Annotated in this window: 15 protein-coding genes and 1 tRNA gene; 10 read left to right on the plus strand and 6 right to left on the minus strand. The window is 59.3% G+C overall.

Annotated features, from left to right (window positions below; all coding sequences use genetic code 11):
• Window positions 1-42: 42 nt before the first annotated feature.
• Window positions 43-118, plus strand: a tRNA-Gly gene (locus FGA82_RS10135).
• A gap of 126 nt (window positions 119-244) precedes the next feature.
• Here FGA82_RS10135 and FGA82_RS10140 read toward each other — a convergent pair.
• The 3 genes from FGA82_RS10140 to FGA82_RS10150 form a co-directional block, all read right to left on the minus strand.
• Window positions 245-883 carry a LysE family translocator gene (locus tag FGA82_RS10140; protein WP_141126990.1) on the minus strand — a complete coding sequence of 213 codons (639 nt, stop codon included), beginning with the start codon at window positions 881-883 and terminating at the stop codon, window positions 245-247.
• A gap of 1 nt (window position 884) precedes the next feature.
• Window positions 885-1655: a 2OG-Fe(II) oxygenase gene (locus FGA82_RS10145; protein ID WP_007908184.1), complete on the minus strand. Its 771-nt coding sequence runs from the start codon at window positions 1653-1655 to the stop codon at window positions 885-887.
• Window positions 1656-1744: 89 nt separating this feature from the next.
• Window positions 1745-2371: an alanyl-tRNA editing protein gene (locus FGA82_RS10150; protein WP_141126991.1), complete on the minus strand. Its 627-nt coding sequence runs from the start codon at window positions 2369-2371 to the stop codon at window positions 1745-1747.
• A gap of 90 nt (window positions 2372-2461) precedes the next feature.
• Here FGA82_RS10150 and FGA82_RS10155 point away from each other — a divergent pair, with 90 nt between their 5' ends.
• Window positions 2462-3460 (plus strand): LysR family transcriptional regulator, encoded by a 999-nt coding sequence (locus FGA82_RS10155; protein WP_141126992.1) that lies wholly within the window; start codon window positions 2462-2464, stop codon window positions 3458-3460.
• Between the two features lie 110 nt (window positions 3461-3570).
• Here FGA82_RS10155 and FGA82_RS10160 read toward each other — a convergent pair whose 3' ends face one another.
• Entirely contained in the window at window positions 3571-3978 is a 408-nt protein-coding gene (locus FGA82_RS10160; protein WP_039760212.1) for a PA2817 family protein, read from the minus strand.
• 74 nt (window positions 3979-4052) lie between these two features.
• A complete protein-coding gene (locus FGA82_RS10165) occupies window positions 4053-6500 on the minus strand; it encodes an acyl-CoA dehydrogenase (protein WP_141126993.1) in 2448 nt (815 codons plus the stop codon).
• Between the two features lie 248 nt (window positions 6501-6748).
• On the opposite strand from FGA82_RS10165, the gene FGA82_RS10170 reads away from it, so the two are divergent.
• The 4 genes from FGA82_RS10170 to FGA82_RS10185 all read left to right on the plus strand — a co-directional run bounded on the left by FGA82_RS10170 (window position 6749) and on the right by FGA82_RS10185 (window position 9917).
• On the plus strand, window positions 6749-7408 hold the full coding sequence (locus tag FGA82_RS10170; protein ID WP_141126994.1) for a transglutaminase-like domain-containing protein: 660 nt from the start codon (window positions 6749-6751) through the stop codon (window positions 7406-7408).
• 43 nt (window positions 7409-7451) lie between these two features.
• Window positions 7452-8075, plus strand: a complete 624-nt coding sequence (locus FGA82_RS10175) for a glutathione S-transferase family protein (protein WP_141126995.1) — start codon at window positions 7452-7454, stop codon at window positions 8073-8075.
• A gap of 133 nt (window positions 8076-8208) precedes the next feature.
• Window positions 8209-9141 carry an ABC transporter ATP-binding protein gene (locus FGA82_RS10180; RefSeq protein ID WP_102900039.1) on the plus strand — a complete coding sequence of 311 codons (933 nt, stop codon included), beginning with the start codon at window positions 8209-8211 and terminating at the stop codon, window positions 9139-9141.
• On the plus strand, window positions 9138-9917 hold the full coding sequence (locus FGA82_RS10185) for an ABC transporter permease (RefSeq protein ID WP_141126996.1): 780 nt from the start codon (window positions 9138-9140) through the stop codon (window positions 9915-9917). The genes FGA82_RS10180 and FGA82_RS10185 overlap by 4 nt, the downstream gene beginning before the upstream one ends.
• A 147-nt stretch (window positions 9918-10064) precedes the next feature.
• On the opposite strand, the gene FGA82_RS10195 is transcribed toward FGA82_RS10185, so the two are convergent.
• Window positions 10065-10583 carry a DUF2062 domain-containing protein gene (locus FGA82_RS10195; protein WP_007908202.1) on the minus strand — a complete coding sequence of 173 codons (519 nt, stop codon included), beginning with the start codon at window positions 10581-10583 and terminating at the stop codon, window positions 10065-10067.
• A 136-nt stretch (window positions 10584-10719) separates the two neighbouring features.
• On the opposite strand from FGA82_RS10195, the gene FGA82_RS10200 reads away from it, so the two are divergent.
• The 4 genes from FGA82_RS10200 to lpxK all read left to right on the plus strand — a co-directional run bounded on the left by FGA82_RS10200 (window position 10720) and on the right by lpxK (window position 15126).
• Complete coding sequence (locus FGA82_RS10200) at window positions 10720-12954, plus strand: DNA internalization-related competence protein ComEC/Rec2 (RefSeq protein ID WP_141126998.1); 2235 nt, start codon at window positions 10720-10722, stop codon at window positions 12952-12954.
• Window positions 12955-13055: 101 nt separating this feature from the next.
• Entirely contained in the window at window positions 13056-13691 is a 636-nt protein-coding gene (locus FGA82_RS10205) for a MotA/TolQ/ExbB proton channel family protein (RefSeq protein WP_007908216.1), read from the plus strand.
• Window positions 13688-14116: an ExbD/TolR family protein gene (locus FGA82_RS10210; protein ID WP_053122649.1), complete on the plus strand. Its 429-nt coding sequence runs from the start codon at window positions 13688-13690 to the stop codon at window positions 14114-14116. The genes FGA82_RS10205 and FGA82_RS10210 overlap by 4 nt, the downstream gene beginning before the upstream one ends.
• Complete coding sequence (gene lpxK, locus FGA82_RS10215) at window positions 14116-15126, plus strand: tetraacyldisaccharide 4'-kinase (protein ID WP_141126999.1); 1011 nt, start codon at window positions 14116-14118, stop codon at window positions 15124-15126. Before FGA82_RS10210 ends, lpxK begins: the two co-directional genes overlap by 1 nt.
• Window positions 15127-15133: the final 7 nt, after the last annotated feature.

Consider the following 15133-nt stretch of genomic DNA (forward strand, 5'->3'; position numbering starts at 1 on the left):
CACGGCGGTAACAGGGGTTCGAGTCCCCTAGGGGACGCCATTGCGGGAATAGCTCAGTTGGTAGAGCACGACCTTGCCAAGGTCGGGGTCGCGAGTTCGAGTCTCGTTTCCCGCTCCATATTCACAAAAACGCCGCTCAACAGAGCGGCGTTTTTGTATGCGCGATTTGTGATCGTGTCATCAGGCATAAAGAAAAAGGCCCGCCGAAACGATTCGGCGGGCCTTTTTGCATTTTGGCATCTGCTTACCAGGACAGCATCAAGCGGCCAGCAAACAGAATCAGCACCACGCCCATCGTGCGTTCAAACCAATGGCCCATGCGCATGAACAGCAACCGCACCCGATTGCTCGAGAAAAACAGCGCGACCACGACAAACCACAGCGCATTCACAAAGCACATCCACAGACCGTAAAAGGCCTGGATTTGCAGAGGTGTTTCGGCGCTGATGATCGTGGTGAAGATTGCCAGGAAAAACAGTGTAGCCTTGGGGTTGGTCGCATTGGTCAGAAAACCGGTGCTGAAGGCTTTGAACAGCGTTTGCTCAACCAGCGGCTCCTCGCTGGTTTTCTCACCTTCAAGGGCTGACTTTGGCTTGCTGCGCAGCAGACTGACACCCAGATACAGGATGTAAGCACCGCCAACCACTTTGGCCACGGTCAGCAACCACGGCGTGGTGTGCATCAATGCCCCGACACCCAAAAGCGTGTAGAGCACGTGCACGGAAATCCCCGCGCCGATCCCTAGCGCCGTGCAAATCCCCACGAGTCGGCCGAAGCGTACGCTTTGGCGAATAGTGACCGCGAAGTCCGGGCCGGGAGCAACCACGGCCAGAAAGTGAATGGTAGCCAGCGCCAGAAACTCGCCCAGATAATTCGAATACATCTCAGCTCCAGTAGGTCAGGGGTGAAGCATTGCCGCGATAACCGACAAAAAAGGAAAGACTCAAACGCGGATCTGCCACGCCCGGGGTCACCGAGTGCATGCGCCGCGAATTGAACATGATGAAATCGCCGGGTTGCGGTCTCACTTCGAGGGCGGGAGGGCCGAGTAGCGCCGGTTCGATGCCGTAACTGTCGCCACGCATTTCATCGAATTGATCCGGACTGATGTCGTCGTCCCACATCTGCAACGCGCCGCCCTCGGTCGGCATGTTCAGATAGACGTTGCAGGCGAACTGCGCTTCCAGGCTGCGGGCCTGGAAACTGTCCGGTGCGTCTTTGGCGAAGATGTCGTGATGGGCGAGGAAGCACACGCCGGGTTTCACTACACGCGAAAGGCCGACATACATTTTGCGGCCGTAGAGGTTTTCCAGGTGTGCGCCAGCCGGCCAGGACTCGTCGAGCATGCAGCGCAAGGTGTCGATCGGTGAGGAGTAGGGCGCGCAGCGATTGCGCAGTTCGGCGATGTTGCTGGTGGCGCGTTCGAAATAATCCTCGATCAGCAGCGGCTGGTTTTCCGCTTCGTAAAAAGCCATGCCGATGCGGCCGATACTGGGCGCGTTGATGTAACCCTCAAAGCCTGGAGCGAGAATCTTGTCGCCAATCTGAATGGCCAGTGGCTCAGGCAAAAAGCCTTTGACGCGAATGGCGAGGACTTCTTCGTTGGCCAGTTTTTTTATGCACGTCTCATCGAGACGCTCGACGTCTAGCATCATTTTTTTTAGGTCCATCTATCGATAGTCAACGGAACCTGCGAATGCGGTTCCCCGGCGTCGGACGCTGTGTGAGGCAACGTCCGAAATGCTCAATCCACGTTGTAGTGGACGGACAACGTGCCCTTCTTCTGCGAAAGGGACGCGATCGTGACTGTGCCCAGATCCTTCAGGCTACGTACATGGGTGCCGCCGCAGCCATAGGCGGGCAGTTCACCAAAACCGATTTCCCGCGCGCCTTCGCGCAATGAGGTCAGGCGCGGCAGGTCGTGCTCGATCCACTGCTCGATACCGGTTTGAACGGTCTCGGCGTCGACTTCCTGTGCGGCATCGCCGGGTTTGAATTGCACACGACCTTCATCCGGCCAGTGATGTGCCTTGATCGGCATCCAGCCCAGCGCCTGAACGAAATGTCCGATCAAGTGGCCGGCCGAATGCATGCGCGTATTGAAACAGCGGCGCTGTTCGTCGACGCGGATGCAGGTCATACCGAGTGCCACTGGCCGGTCGACAAAGTGAATGATCCGGTCCGGTTCCTGTATCACACGCAGTACCTGGCTTTCGCCGATCCAGCCGGTATCACACGGCTGGCCACCACCTTGCGGGTGGAACAGCGTGGCGCGCAAGACCACGGCGAATTCGTTCTCTTGGGGCGTGCAGTCGAGGACTTCCACATTGGCCTTGAGGTCATCACTATGGAAAAAGAGGCGAAGCGTCATATTCCATGCCCTTATTAAAGTTTCTGTTTTTATTATATGAATCGTGCAATAACGTGATAATCCGTTCAAACATCAAAGGACTTGTGCGCTGTGAGCATCAATCTGCCGCTACCGCTGCTCGGTGAAATGGCGATTTTCGTCAAGGTCGTGGAGACCGGCAGCTTCTCTGAAGCCGCTCGGCAATTGGGCTCATCGCCGTCAGCGGTGAGCCGCAGTATTTCGCGGCTGGAAAAAGCCTTGGCCACGCGGCTGCTGCAGCGCACCACGCGTAAGCTGCGTTTGAGTGACGGCGGCGAGGAGGTGTTCAAGCGTTGCCAGGAAATGGTCAGCGCGGCCAAATCGGTGATGGAAATCAGTGGCCAGTTCACTCACGAAGCGGAGGGTCTGGTGCGCGTCAGCGTGCCGAAAGCGGTGGGTCGCTTCGTGATCCATCCGCATATGCCTGAATTTCTGCGGCGTTATCCCAAGGTCGATGTCGAGTTGCTACTGGAGGATCGTCAGGTCGATTTGATTGACGATCATGTCGATCTGGCGATTCGCATCACGGATCGACCACCGGCCGGGTTGGTCGGTCGGCAATTGCTGACCATCGATCATTTGCTCTGTGCCACGCCGCAATACCTGGCTGAACACGGCACACCGACCCACCCCCATGATTTGCTCAATCACAGCTGTATTTATCTGGGTGAAACCCCCAGTGATGCGCGCTGGAAATTCAAGAAAGGCAGCAAGGCAGTGACGGTGGGTGTGCGTGGTCGCTATGCCGCCAATCACACGGGCGTGCGATTGGGCGCGGTGTTGCAGCACATCGGCATTGGCAGCCTGCCGTATTTCACTGCCCGTTACGCACTTGAGCAGAAGTTGATTGTGCAGGTGCTGCCGGACTGGACCTTCCTAGCGTCCTACCATGGCGGACTGTGGTTGCTGCACTCGCCGACGCGTTATCTGCCACCCAAGTTGCGCGTGTTTATCGACTATCTGGTGGAGTGCCTGGAGAAAGAGCCGACTTTGAGCAAGCCGGGCAAGTCAGGTGGTGTGAGTAACACAGCGATGGCGTATGAATTGCCCGAAAGCGAGGGATTGCTGTAACGCAGAAGCAAAAGATCGCAGCCTTCGGCAGCTCCTACAGGGGATTGCGTGAGTCCACTGCAGGAGCTGCCGAAGGCTGCGATCTTTTGACCTTCAATCAAACAGTCAAATCAGTGCTTGCTGTCCTGAGCGGACATCGCCAGCAGCTGTTTTTCCTGATTCCAGTCGAACGGTTCGTCGTTCTGTTCGGCTTCGTAACGGCGTTCTTCCAACGCCTGATACAGGTCGATCTCTTCATCGGACAGGTAGTGCAGGCAGTCACCGGCGAAGAACCACAGCAGATCGCGCGGGATCAGGTGGGCGATTTGCGGGTAACGGGAAATCACTTGAGTCAGGATGTCCTGGCCCAGGTACTGGCTTTCGATCGGATCGATCGGCAGCGATGCCAGCAGTTCGTCGAAGCGCTCCAGGAACAGGGCATGGCTTTCTTCGGGAACCTGTTCGGCCTCACCTACGGCGACCAGGATACTGCGCAGGTGGTCGAGCAAAACAAGATGATCGGCAACGACGTTGGACACGAGATAAGTCCTCAAGAGCAAAACGGGCGCGGGAGTATAAAGCTCCTGCGCCCTCTTGGACATGGTTGTCAGGATCAGCGGACTTTGCCCTCTGCCTGTTTCAACTCCTCTTTGTCGAAATCATCGACGTCAATCACCTTGCGCCGTGCTGCTTCGGCATCACGCAGACTCTGCGCTTCCACCGGTTGCAACACCCCGGCCTCCAGTGCTGCATCGATAGCGTGTTCACCCGCGACCGGTTTGACCTGACCGCTTTTCAGCGAAGTGTGCAGTTTTTTGTGCAGTGGTTGAGCGGCATTCAGCAGATCACTGGCGTGTTGCAGCGCGCCGACTGCATCGTCTGCAGACTGTGGGCGATAGCAACCGGCAAGCAGCTCTTCCAGCGCCGGATCGCCCTTGGCGCGACCTATGACGCCAGCCACGTCGGCACCGAGTTTGTCCGACGGGCCTTTGTGACGACGGCCGAACGGGAAGACGATGGCGCGCAACAGACAGCCAAACACTTTGTTCGGGAAGTTGCGCAGCAACTCATCCAGTGCCCGTTCCGATTGGCCGAGGCTTTCTTCCATCGCCCAACGGAACAGCGGCTCCATGTACGCTGGCGAATCCAGATCGTGATAACGCTTGAGCGCGGCCGAGGCCAGATACAGGTTGCTCAGCACATCACCCAAGCGTGCCGACAGGCGTTCACGACGCTTCAGTTCGCCGCCCAGCAACATCATGCTGAAGTCGGCGAGCATGGCGAACGCCGCTGCCTGACGGTTGAGTGCGCGGAAGTAACCCTGACTGATCTTGTCGCCCGGCGCGTGTTCGAAGTGGCCGAAGCCAAGGTTCAGCACCAGCGTGCTGGCGGCATTGCTGACGGCGAAACCGATGTGTTTGAGCAGCAGGCCATCGAACTCTTTCAGCGCCTGATCCTTGTCTTCGCGGCCGGCCAGAGCCATCTCCTTCAGTACAAACGGATGGCAGCGAATCGCGCCCTGACCGAAGATCATCAGGTTGCGCGAAAGGATGTTCGCGCCCTCCACGGTGATGAAGATCGGCGCACCGTTCCAGCTGCGCCCCAGGTAGTTGTTCGGGCCCATGATGATCGCCTTGCCGCCGTGCACATCCATCGCATGGCTGATGCACTCGCGGCCGCGTTCGGTGAGGTGATACTTGAGGATCGCCGACAGCACCGACGGTTTCTCGCCCAGATCCACCGCGTTAGCCGTGAGCATCCGCGCCGCGTCCATCATCCACGCGTTGCCGCCGATGCGTGCCATCGCTTCCTGAATACCTTCGAACGCCGATAGCGGCACGTTGAATTGCTCACGAATCTGCGCGTATTGGCCGGTGACCAGGCTGGTGAATTTGGCCGCGCCGGTACCGACGGCTGGCAACGAGATCGAACGGCCGACCGACAGGCAGTTCATCAGCATCATCCAGCCCTTGCCAAGCATTTCCTGACCACCGATAAGGAAGTCGAGCGGAATGAATACATCCTTGCCGGAGTTCGGGCCGTTCATGAACGCCGCGCCCAGTGGCAGGTGACGACGCCCGATTTCCACGCCGGCGGTATCGGTCGGGATCAGCGCCAGGCTGATGCCGAGGTCTTCCTTGTCGCCCAGCAGATGTTCAGGGTCATAAGCCTTGAAAGCCAGACCCAGCAGGGTGGCCACGGGGCCGAGGGTGATGTAACGCTTTTCCCAGTTCAGGCGCAGGCCGAGGACTTCCTGACCTTCCCACTGACCTTTGCAGATGATCCCGGTGTCGGGCATCGCACCGGCATCGGAACCCGCGAGCGGGCCGGTGAGGGCGAAGCACGGAATGTCATCGCCACGGGCCAGGCGTGGCAGGTAGTGATTGCGTTGCTCGTCGGTGCCGTAATGCAGCAGCAGTTCGGCCGGGCCGAGGGAGTTGGGCACCATGACGGTGGAGGCGAGGTCACCGCTACGGGTGGCCAGTTTCATTGCCACTTGCGAGTGCGCGTATGCAGAGAAGCCTTTACCGCCGAATTCTTTCGGAATGATCAGGGCGAAAAAGCCGTGTTCCTTGATGTGCGTCCAGGCTTCGGCCGGCAGGTCCATCGACTGGCCGATCTGCCAGTCAGTGACCATCGCGCAAAGCTCTTCGGTCGGGCCGTCGATGAATGCCTGTTCTTCTTCGCTCAATTGCGCCTTGGGATAGGCCAGCAGTTTGTCCCAGTCCGGGCGGCCGCTGAACAGCTCGCCATCCCACCACACGGTGCCGGCGTCGATCGCGTCGCGTTCGGTCTGCGACATGGGCGGCAGGGTTTTCTGAAACCAGTTGAACAGCGGCGCCGTGAAATGTTTGCGGCGCAGGTCGGGCAGCAGCAAGGGTGCGGCGACCACCGCCAGCAAGATCCACAAAATCCCCAATAACCAGCCCGGCGCATGACTGAAAATACCCATCGCCAGCAGGTAAACGGCAACGATGCCCAACGTAGGCAGCGGGGCGATGCGCCGGTGGGCGAGATACGCCACGCCAACGATCAAAACCAGTATCCACAACAACAGCATATTCAGTCCTCCGTGAACCAAGGCAAATCGACCCTCCAGAGCTTAGACGGCATCTGTAAAAGCGGGTGGTCAGACCAAGGTGATTGAAATCGTGGGAAACCCCGGATGGTTTTCGTAGGTTCGGTGGGCAACACGTGTGGGAAATCGTTCGCTGATCCCGCGTCTTTGCGTCCAAGTTTGGCCGAAACGTCGTTATCTCTGTGCTGAAGCTGTCGCTAGACTCGGGGCTCACCCAGGAGATTGTCGTCATGCACGAGTATCTGAGTCCCGGCCGCTTCATCGATAGTGACCACCCGGCAGTGGTGGAGTTCGCGGAACAACATCGGGGCGCCAGCCGCGAGCCGCTCAAGCAGGCGATCAGTCTTTATTACGCCGTGCGTGAGGCGGTGCGCTACAACCCCTACACCTTTAGTCGTGATCCACGGACCTTGCGTGGCAGTTATGCGCTGGCGACGGGGGAGAGTTATTGCGTACCGAAAGCCACGCTGCTGGCGGGCTGCGCTCGGCATTGCGGAATCGCGGCGCGGATCGGGCTGGCCGACGTGAAAAATCACCTGTCGACGCCGCGTCTGCTCGAATTATTGAAAAGCGACATGTTCGCCATGCACGGTTACACCGAGCTGTTCCTCAATGGACGCTGGGTCAAGGCCACACCGGCGTTCAATCAGAAGCTTTGCGAGCTGTTCAACGTCGCGCCGCTGGAATTCGACGGCATCAACGACAGCGTTTTTCACCCGTTCAACCGTGACGGTGCGCAATTGATGGAGTATCTGGTCGACCATGGCCAATTCGCCGATGTCCCGGAAATGTTCTTCTTCGAACATCTGCAAAAGTGCTATCCGCATCTGTTCACTGATCTGCAGCCGCAACTGCTGGGCGATATGCAGAGTGATTTGAGCCGTACCTGATCCGGCGTATGCTGCCTGCCCACTCATTTGAAAAGAGGCGGTCATGCTGAAGATCTGGGGACGGAAAAACTCATCGAATGTCAGAAAGCCGTTGTGGGCTGCTGAAGAGCTCGGCCTGGCCTACGAGGCGATTGATGCTGGCGGCGCATTCGGCGTTGTCGATACACCCGAGTACCGAGCGATGAACCCGAACGGCCGGGTGCCGGTGATCGAAGACGACGGTTTCGTGTTGTGGGAATCCAACGCCATCGTCCGCTATCTGCTGGCCAGACATGCGCCCGACAGCCACTGGTATTCGGCGGATCCGCGAGCCCGCGCCGTCGCTGACAAGTGGATGGACTGGACCACGTCGAGTTTTGCCGGTCCGTTCCGCACGGTGTTCTGGGGCGTCTTGCGCACGCCGGCGGACAAGCAGGACTGGGCTGCGATCAATGCCGCGATCAAGGAATGCAATGAGCTGCTGAGCATGGCCGACCAAGCCTTGGCCAGCCAGCCCTATCTCTCCGGGCAAGACATCGGCATGGGCGATATACCGCTGGGCAGTTTCATTTATGCCTGGTTCGAGATGCCCATCGAACGCGCGCCACAAGCGCATCTGCAAGCCTGGTATGAGCGCCTGAAACAGCGTCCGGCGTACAAAAAAGCCGTTATGACCGCGTTGACTTAATACCTACTATCGACACACTTGACTGTACTTGTGCGGCGGCGGCAAGCACCATTGCGCTCTAGTGCTGCGGTTGTATCCCTCGCCGCCCGCCCTTATTTATCCCTTTCTTCCCTTCTTGGTGCGTAAATCAGATATGAGTTCCGCTCTGTCCATCCGGCAGCTAACCAAAACCTACGGCAACGGGTTCCAGGCCTTGAGTGGTATCGATCTGGACGTCGCCGAGGGTGACTTTTTCGCCTTGCTCGGCCCCAACGGTGCCGGCAAATCCACGACCATCGGCATTCTCTCGACCCTGGTGAACAAGACCAGCGGCACGGTGAATATCTTCGGCCATGACCTGGACAAAAATCCTGCGCAGCTCAAGCGCTCGATCGGCGTGGTGCCCCAGGAATTCAACTTCAACCAGTTTGAAAAGACCTTCGATATCGTCGTGACCCAGGCCGGTTACTACGGCATTCCGGCGAAGATCGCCAAGGAGCGCGCCGAGCAGTACCTGACCCAACTGGGCTTGTGGGACAAACGCGATGTGCCGTCGCGTTCGCTGTCCGGCGGCATGAAACGCCGTCTGATGATTGCCCGTGCGCTGGTGCATGAACCGCGTCTGTTGATCCTCGATGAACCGACCGCAGGCGTCGACATCGAACTGCGCCGGTCGATGTGGACGTTCCTCACCGAACTGAACCAGAAAGGCATCACCATCATCCTCACCACGCATTATCTGGAGGAGGCTGAGCAGCTGTGCCGCAACATCGGCATCATCGACCACGGCACCATCGTCGAGAACACCAGCATGAAACAATTGCTGGGCCAGTTGCACGTGGAAACCTTCTTGCTGGACCTGAAAAACGACTTGCACGCCGCGCCGCAATTGCTCGGCTACCCCGCCCGGTTGATCGACGGTCACACCCTGGAAGTCCAGGTCGACAAATCCATGGGCATCACGGCGTTGTTCACCCAGTTGGCACAGCAGAACATCGAAGTGCTGAGCCTGCGTAACAAAACCAATCGCCTCGAGGAGCTGTTCGTGTCCCTGGTCGAGAAAAATCTGTCGAAGGTGGCGGTATGAGTTCCGAATTCCGTCCCAACCTCGTCGCCCTGCAGACCATCGTTTACCGCGAGGTCAAACGCTTCACGCGGATCTGGCCGCAAACGCTGCTGCCGCCGGCGATTACCATGGTTTTGTACTTCGTGATCTTCGGTAACCTGATCGGTCGGCAGATCGGTGATATGGGTGGCTTCACTTACATGGAGTACATCGTACCGGGGCTGATCATGATGTCGGTGATCACCAACTCCTACGGCAACGTGGTCTCGAGTTTCTTCGGCAGCAAGTTCCAGCGTTCCATCGAAGAGCTGATGGTGTCGCCGGTTTCGCCGCACACGATTCTGATTGGCTTCACCGTTGGTGGCGTGTTGCGTGGCTTGATGGTGGGGGTGATCGTTACCATTCTGTCGCTGTTCTTCACCCATTTGCAGGTGCATCACCTCGGGGTGACCATTCTGGTGGTGGTACTGACGGCGACGATCTTTTCGCTGCTGGGCTTTATCAACGCGGTGTTTGCGCGCAACTTCGATGATATTTCGATCATCCCGACGTTTGTACTGACGCCGCTGACGTACCTGGGTGGGGTGTTCTACTCGATCACGTTGCTGCCGCCGTTCTGGCAGACCGTGTCGCTGGCCAACCCGGTGCTGCACATGGTCAATGCGTTCCGCTACGGGATTCTCGGTGTCTCGGATATCAAGATCGGCATTGCGATCACCTTTATGTTGGTGGCGACGGTGGTGTTGTATCTCGGTTGCGCACGGTTGCTGGTGAGTGGGCGCGGGATGCGTACCTGACTCCAGACCGAGTCGACTTCTTCGCGAGCAGGCTCGCTCCCACAGGGGATCTTCGGCACAACAAAGATCCAATGTTGGAGCGAATCTGCTCGCGAATACAGACGCCACAAATCAAAACGGCCTCCCACTGCGGAGGCCGTTTTGCATTCAGCGCATGCGGCTTTTCTTGCGCCGCGCCCATTGCCGCGCGACCCACCAGCGCCAGTACATCATCACCAGGCAATAGGCGAGGGCACCGAGCACCAGTCCTACCACCACCGAACCGAGCAAAAACGGTTGCCACAGCGTCGACAACTCGCCGCTGATCCACTCCCAGGTCAGTTCATCCGGCAGATGCCGGGCGGGCACGTCCATCAAAAACGCCCCGGCCTGATAAGTGCAAAAGAACACCGCCGGCATGGTGATCGGATTGGTCAGCCATACCAGACTGACCGCAATCGGCATGTTCCCCCGCACCATGACGGCAAGGGCGGCGGCCACCAGCATCTGCGCCGGAATCGGCAGGAATGCGGCGAACAGGCCGACCGCCATCGCCCGCGCGACCGAGTGGCGATTGAGGTGCCAGAGGTTCGGGTCATGCAGCAACTTGCCGAGAAAGCGTAAGGATTTGTGTTCCCTGATGCTCGTCGGGTCGGGCATGTAACGTTTGAATAAGCGCCGGGGCATAAGGCTTCTCGGTCGGTTAAGGCGGCAAGTATGTCTGGATTCTACGAAGCGCCCATTCAGACTTTGTGACAATTGTTGACGACGTCCGTGCCCGACACCCGCTATGCCTAAGTACGGGACTCTCAAGGACGGGCTTATGCGCACAGGGATGATGGCGCTGGCAGTCGGTCTGCTGGCCCCGGTTTTTATGCCGGCATTACCGCCGGTCTGGTTGATGCTGTTGCTGCCGGTGGCGGCTTTGATGTTGCTGCCGTTTCGCAGCTATCCGTTAGCGTTTTTGCTGTTTGGTTTCACGTGGGCCAGCGTCGGTGCGCAATGGGCGTTGAATGATCGTTTGCCGACTGAACTGGATGGCGAAACCCGCTGGCTCGAAGGACGGGTCATCGGCTTGCCGCAGAGCGCCGATGGTGTGGTGCGTTTCGAAGTGGCCGATGCGCAGTCGCGTCATGAAAAACTGCCATCGCTGATGCGGCTTGCCTGGTATGCCGGGCCACCGGTCAACAGTGGTGAGCGCTGGCGTTTGGCGGTGAAGTTGAAGCGTCCCGGTGGATTACGCAATCCTGAGGCCTTCGACTATGAGGCGTGGCTGCTGGCGCAACGCATCGGAGCGACGGGCACGATCAAGGACGGCCAGCGCCTGAGCGAAGCACGCTGGGCGTGGCGCGACAGCATTCGTCAGCGCTTGCTGAGTGTGGATGCGCAAGGACGAAATGGCGCACTGGCTGCCCTGGTATTGGGCGATGGGTCCGGGCTCAGTCGTGAGGATTGGCAGATTCTGCAGGACACCGGGACCGTGCACTTGTTGGTGATTTCCGGCCAGCACATCGGCTTGCTGGCGGCAGTGATGTATTGGCTGGTTGCAGGGTTGGCGCGATTTGGCCTGTGGCCATTGCGTTGGCCGTGGCTGCCATGGGCCTGTGGGCTGGCGTTCGCGGCAGCGTTTGGTTATGGCCTGCTTGCCGGGTTCGATGTGCCGGTGCAGCGGGCCTGCGTGATGGTCGGGCTGGTGCTTTTGTGGCGGCTGCGCTTTCGCCATCTGGGGGCATGGTGGCCGTTGCTGCTGGCGTTCAATGGTGTGCTGTTGCTGGATCCGCTCGCCAGTTTGCGTCCAGGTTTTTGGCTCTCGTTTGCGGCGGTGGCGGTACTGATCTTTACCTTTGGCGGTCGTTTGGGGGTGTGGCGCTGGTGGCAGACCTGGACGCGGGCGCAATGGTTGATCGCGATCGGTTTATGCCCGGTGTTGCTAGCGCTGAACTTGCCGATCAGTGTTAGCGGGCCGCTGGCCAATTTGTTCGCTGTGCCCTGGGTCAGTCTTGTGGTGTTACCGCCGGCGCTACTAGGGACGGTGTTGTTGCCTGTCCCTTATGTTGGTGCATGCCTGCTGTGGCTGGCCGGCGGTTTGATCGAGGTATTGTTTCGCGCGCTGGCAATGATTGCCGGGCATTGGCCGGCGTGGATCGCACCCTCGATAACCACTTGGGTCTGGGCGATTGGCAGCCTCGGCGCCGTGTTGTTGCTGTTGCCGCGCGGAGTGCCCCTGCGGCCACTGGGCTGGCCACTGTTGTTGCTGCTGGCCATGCCACCCCGCGAGCGATTGGCCGAAGGCCTGGCTGATGTCTGGCAGCTCGATGTTGGCCAAGGCCTGGCAGTCCTGATCCGTACCCGCCATCACGCGTTGCTCTATGACGCGGGGCCACGCTTTGGCGATTTCGATCTCGGCGAGCGGGTGGTGTTGCCCGCGTTGCGCAAACTCAGCGTAGGAAACCTCGATCTGATGCTGCTCAGCCATGCAGACGCCGATCACGCGGGTGGTGCGCTGGCGATCATGCGCGGTTTGACCATTGCGCAAGTGATCAGCGGCGACCCGGCGGCACTGCCCGCGCAATTGGGCGCCGAAGCCTGCGAAAGCGGCCGGCAATGGCAGTGGGACGGCGTGCGTTTTCAACTCTGGCAGTGGACGGACGCTCACGATAGCAATCAGCGTTCGTGCGTGTTGCAGATCGAGGCCAATGGCGAGCGTTTGCTGCTGACCGGTGATATCGACACCCATGCCGAACGCGTGCTGATCGACAGTCCACTGGCCGTGCCGACGCACTGGCTGCAATCGCCTCACCATGGCAGCCGCAGTTCATCGTCAATGGCGCTGCTCAACGTCTTGAAGCCTGAGTCGGTGCTGATCTCGCGAGGTCACGGCAATTCATTTGGCCATCCACACCCGACCGTGCTGGCGCGTTATCGCAAACAAGGCCTGCGCATTTACGACAGCGCCGAACAGGGTGCCATTCATCTACAACTGGGCCGCTTCAAACCGCCGTGGACGATGCGTCAACAGCGGCGTTTCTGGCGCGATACGCCTGCGCTCGCCCGTTGATCGGTGCCAGCATGGATGCCACATCACGGTCGTCGGGGCGGCGGGTCTTAATCGTGAATCGGTATGGTAAAGTGGCGCACTTTTTCGAGGGGACTGTCACTGTGTGGGAATTGGTCAAATCCGGCGGCTGGATGATGTTGCCGATCATTCTGAGCTCCATCGCGGCCATGGCGATCGTCGCCGAACGCCTGTGGACCCTGCGCGCCAGTCGCGTCACTCCCGAGCATCTGCTGGGCCAGGTCTGGGTCTGGATCAAGGACAAGCAGCTCAATAAAGAAAAGCTCAAGGAATTGCGCGCCAATTCGCCGCTGGGGGAAATCCTTGCCGCCGGTCTGGCCAACTCCAAGCATGGTCGCGAGATCATGAAAGAGTGCATCGAAGAGGCCGCTGCCCGCGTTATTCACGAGCTCGAACGCTACGTCAACGCACTGGGCACCATTGCCGCCATGTCGCCGTTGCTCGGTCTGCTGGGCACCGTGTTAGGCATGATCGATATTTTCAGCGCGTTCACCGGTTCCGGCATGACCACCAATGCCTCGGTATTGGCCGGTGGTATCTCGAAAGCGCTGATCACCACTGCGGCAGGCCTGATGGTCGGGATCCCGGCGGTGTTCTTCCACCGGTTCCTGCAACGCCGCATCGATGAGCTGGTGGTGGGCATGGAGCAGGAAGCGATCAAACTGGTTGAAGTGGTGCAGGGCGACCGTGACGTCGATCTGGCCGAGGGCCGCGCGTGAAATTCCGTCGCAAGCCTCGGGAAACGATCGACATTAACCTCGCATCGCTGATCGATGTGGTGTTCATTCTGCTGTTGTTTTTCGTCGTGACCACCACGTTTACCCGTGAAACCCAGTTGCGCGTCGACCTGCCGGAAGCGGTCAGCGGTTCGCCGGCTGAAGATCAGCAGCTCAAGCAGATCGACGTGGCCATCAGCGCCGAAGGCGTGTTTTCGGTGAACAACAAGATTCTGCCGAAGAATGATCTGGCGACATTGATGGACGCGATGCAGAAAGAGTCCAACGGTGATACCAACATGCCGTTGTCGATCAGTGCCGATGGCAAGACGCAGCACCAATCCGTGATCACCGCCATGGACGCGGCCGGCAAGCTCGGTTTCAGCCATCTGCGCATGACCACGGTCGAGGCGGCGCCCAAATCCTGATGAGCCTGTCTGATCGCTTGCTCGCCGCGTGGTATCAGGGGCACCCGGCCCTGACGTTGCTGCGGCCGCTGGAAATGCTCTATCGCCGCGTCGTGGTCGGTAAACGCCAACGCTTTCTCGACGGTGAAGGCGAAATCTATCAGCCGCCGGTGCCGTTGATCGTGGTCGGCAATATCACTGTCGGTGGCACCGGCAAGACGCCGATGATCCTCTGGTTGATCGAACATTGCCGACGCAGCGGTTTGCGCGTCGGCGTGGTTAGCCGTGGCTACGGTGCCAAACCGCCGCAACTGCCATGGCGCGTTGAGGCGGAGCAAAGCGCTGACATTGCCGGTGACGAACCGTTGCTGATCGTCCAGCGCACCGGCGTGCCGCTGATGATCGACCCCGATCGCAGCGCCGCCGTCAAAGCCTTGCTCGCCAGCGAACCGCTGGATCTGATCCTCTCCGATGACGGCATGCAGCATTATCGTCTGGCGCGGGATCTGGAACTGGTGCTGATCGATGCCGCCCGTGGGCTAGGCAATAAACGTTGCTTGCCTGCCGGGCCGTTGCGCGAACCGATCGAGCGCCTGCAAAGCGTCGATGGCGTGCTGTTCAACGGTGCCACCGAAGATCGCGACGACGGTTTCGCCTTCCGCCTGCAACCCACCGCGCTGGTCAATCTGCGCAGTGGCGAGCGCAAGCCGCTCGATCATTTCCCTTCCGGCCAGGCCGTGCACGCCGTCGCCGGGATCGGCAATCCGCAACGTTTCTTCAATACCCTCGAAGCGCTAGACTGGCGGGCAGTCCCCCATGCGTTTGCCGATCACGCCGAATACAGCGTGCAGGCCTTGAATTTCACACCGTCATTGCCATTGGTGATGACCGAAAAGGACGCGGTGAAGTGCCGTGCCTTCGCTGCAGCCGACTGGTGGTATCTGGCGGTTGATGCCGTGCCGTCGCCGGCCTTCGTGGCCTGGTTCGACACACAGCTGATGCGCCTGTTGCCCGATCGGCTTTTGCCTTAACTCTTTA

Source organism: Pseudomonas fluorescens (genome assembly GCF_005938625.1).
Lineage (GTDB): Bacteria > Pseudomonadota > Gammaproteobacteria > Pseudomonadales > Pseudomonadaceae > Aquipseudomonas > Aquipseudomonas fluorescens_BD.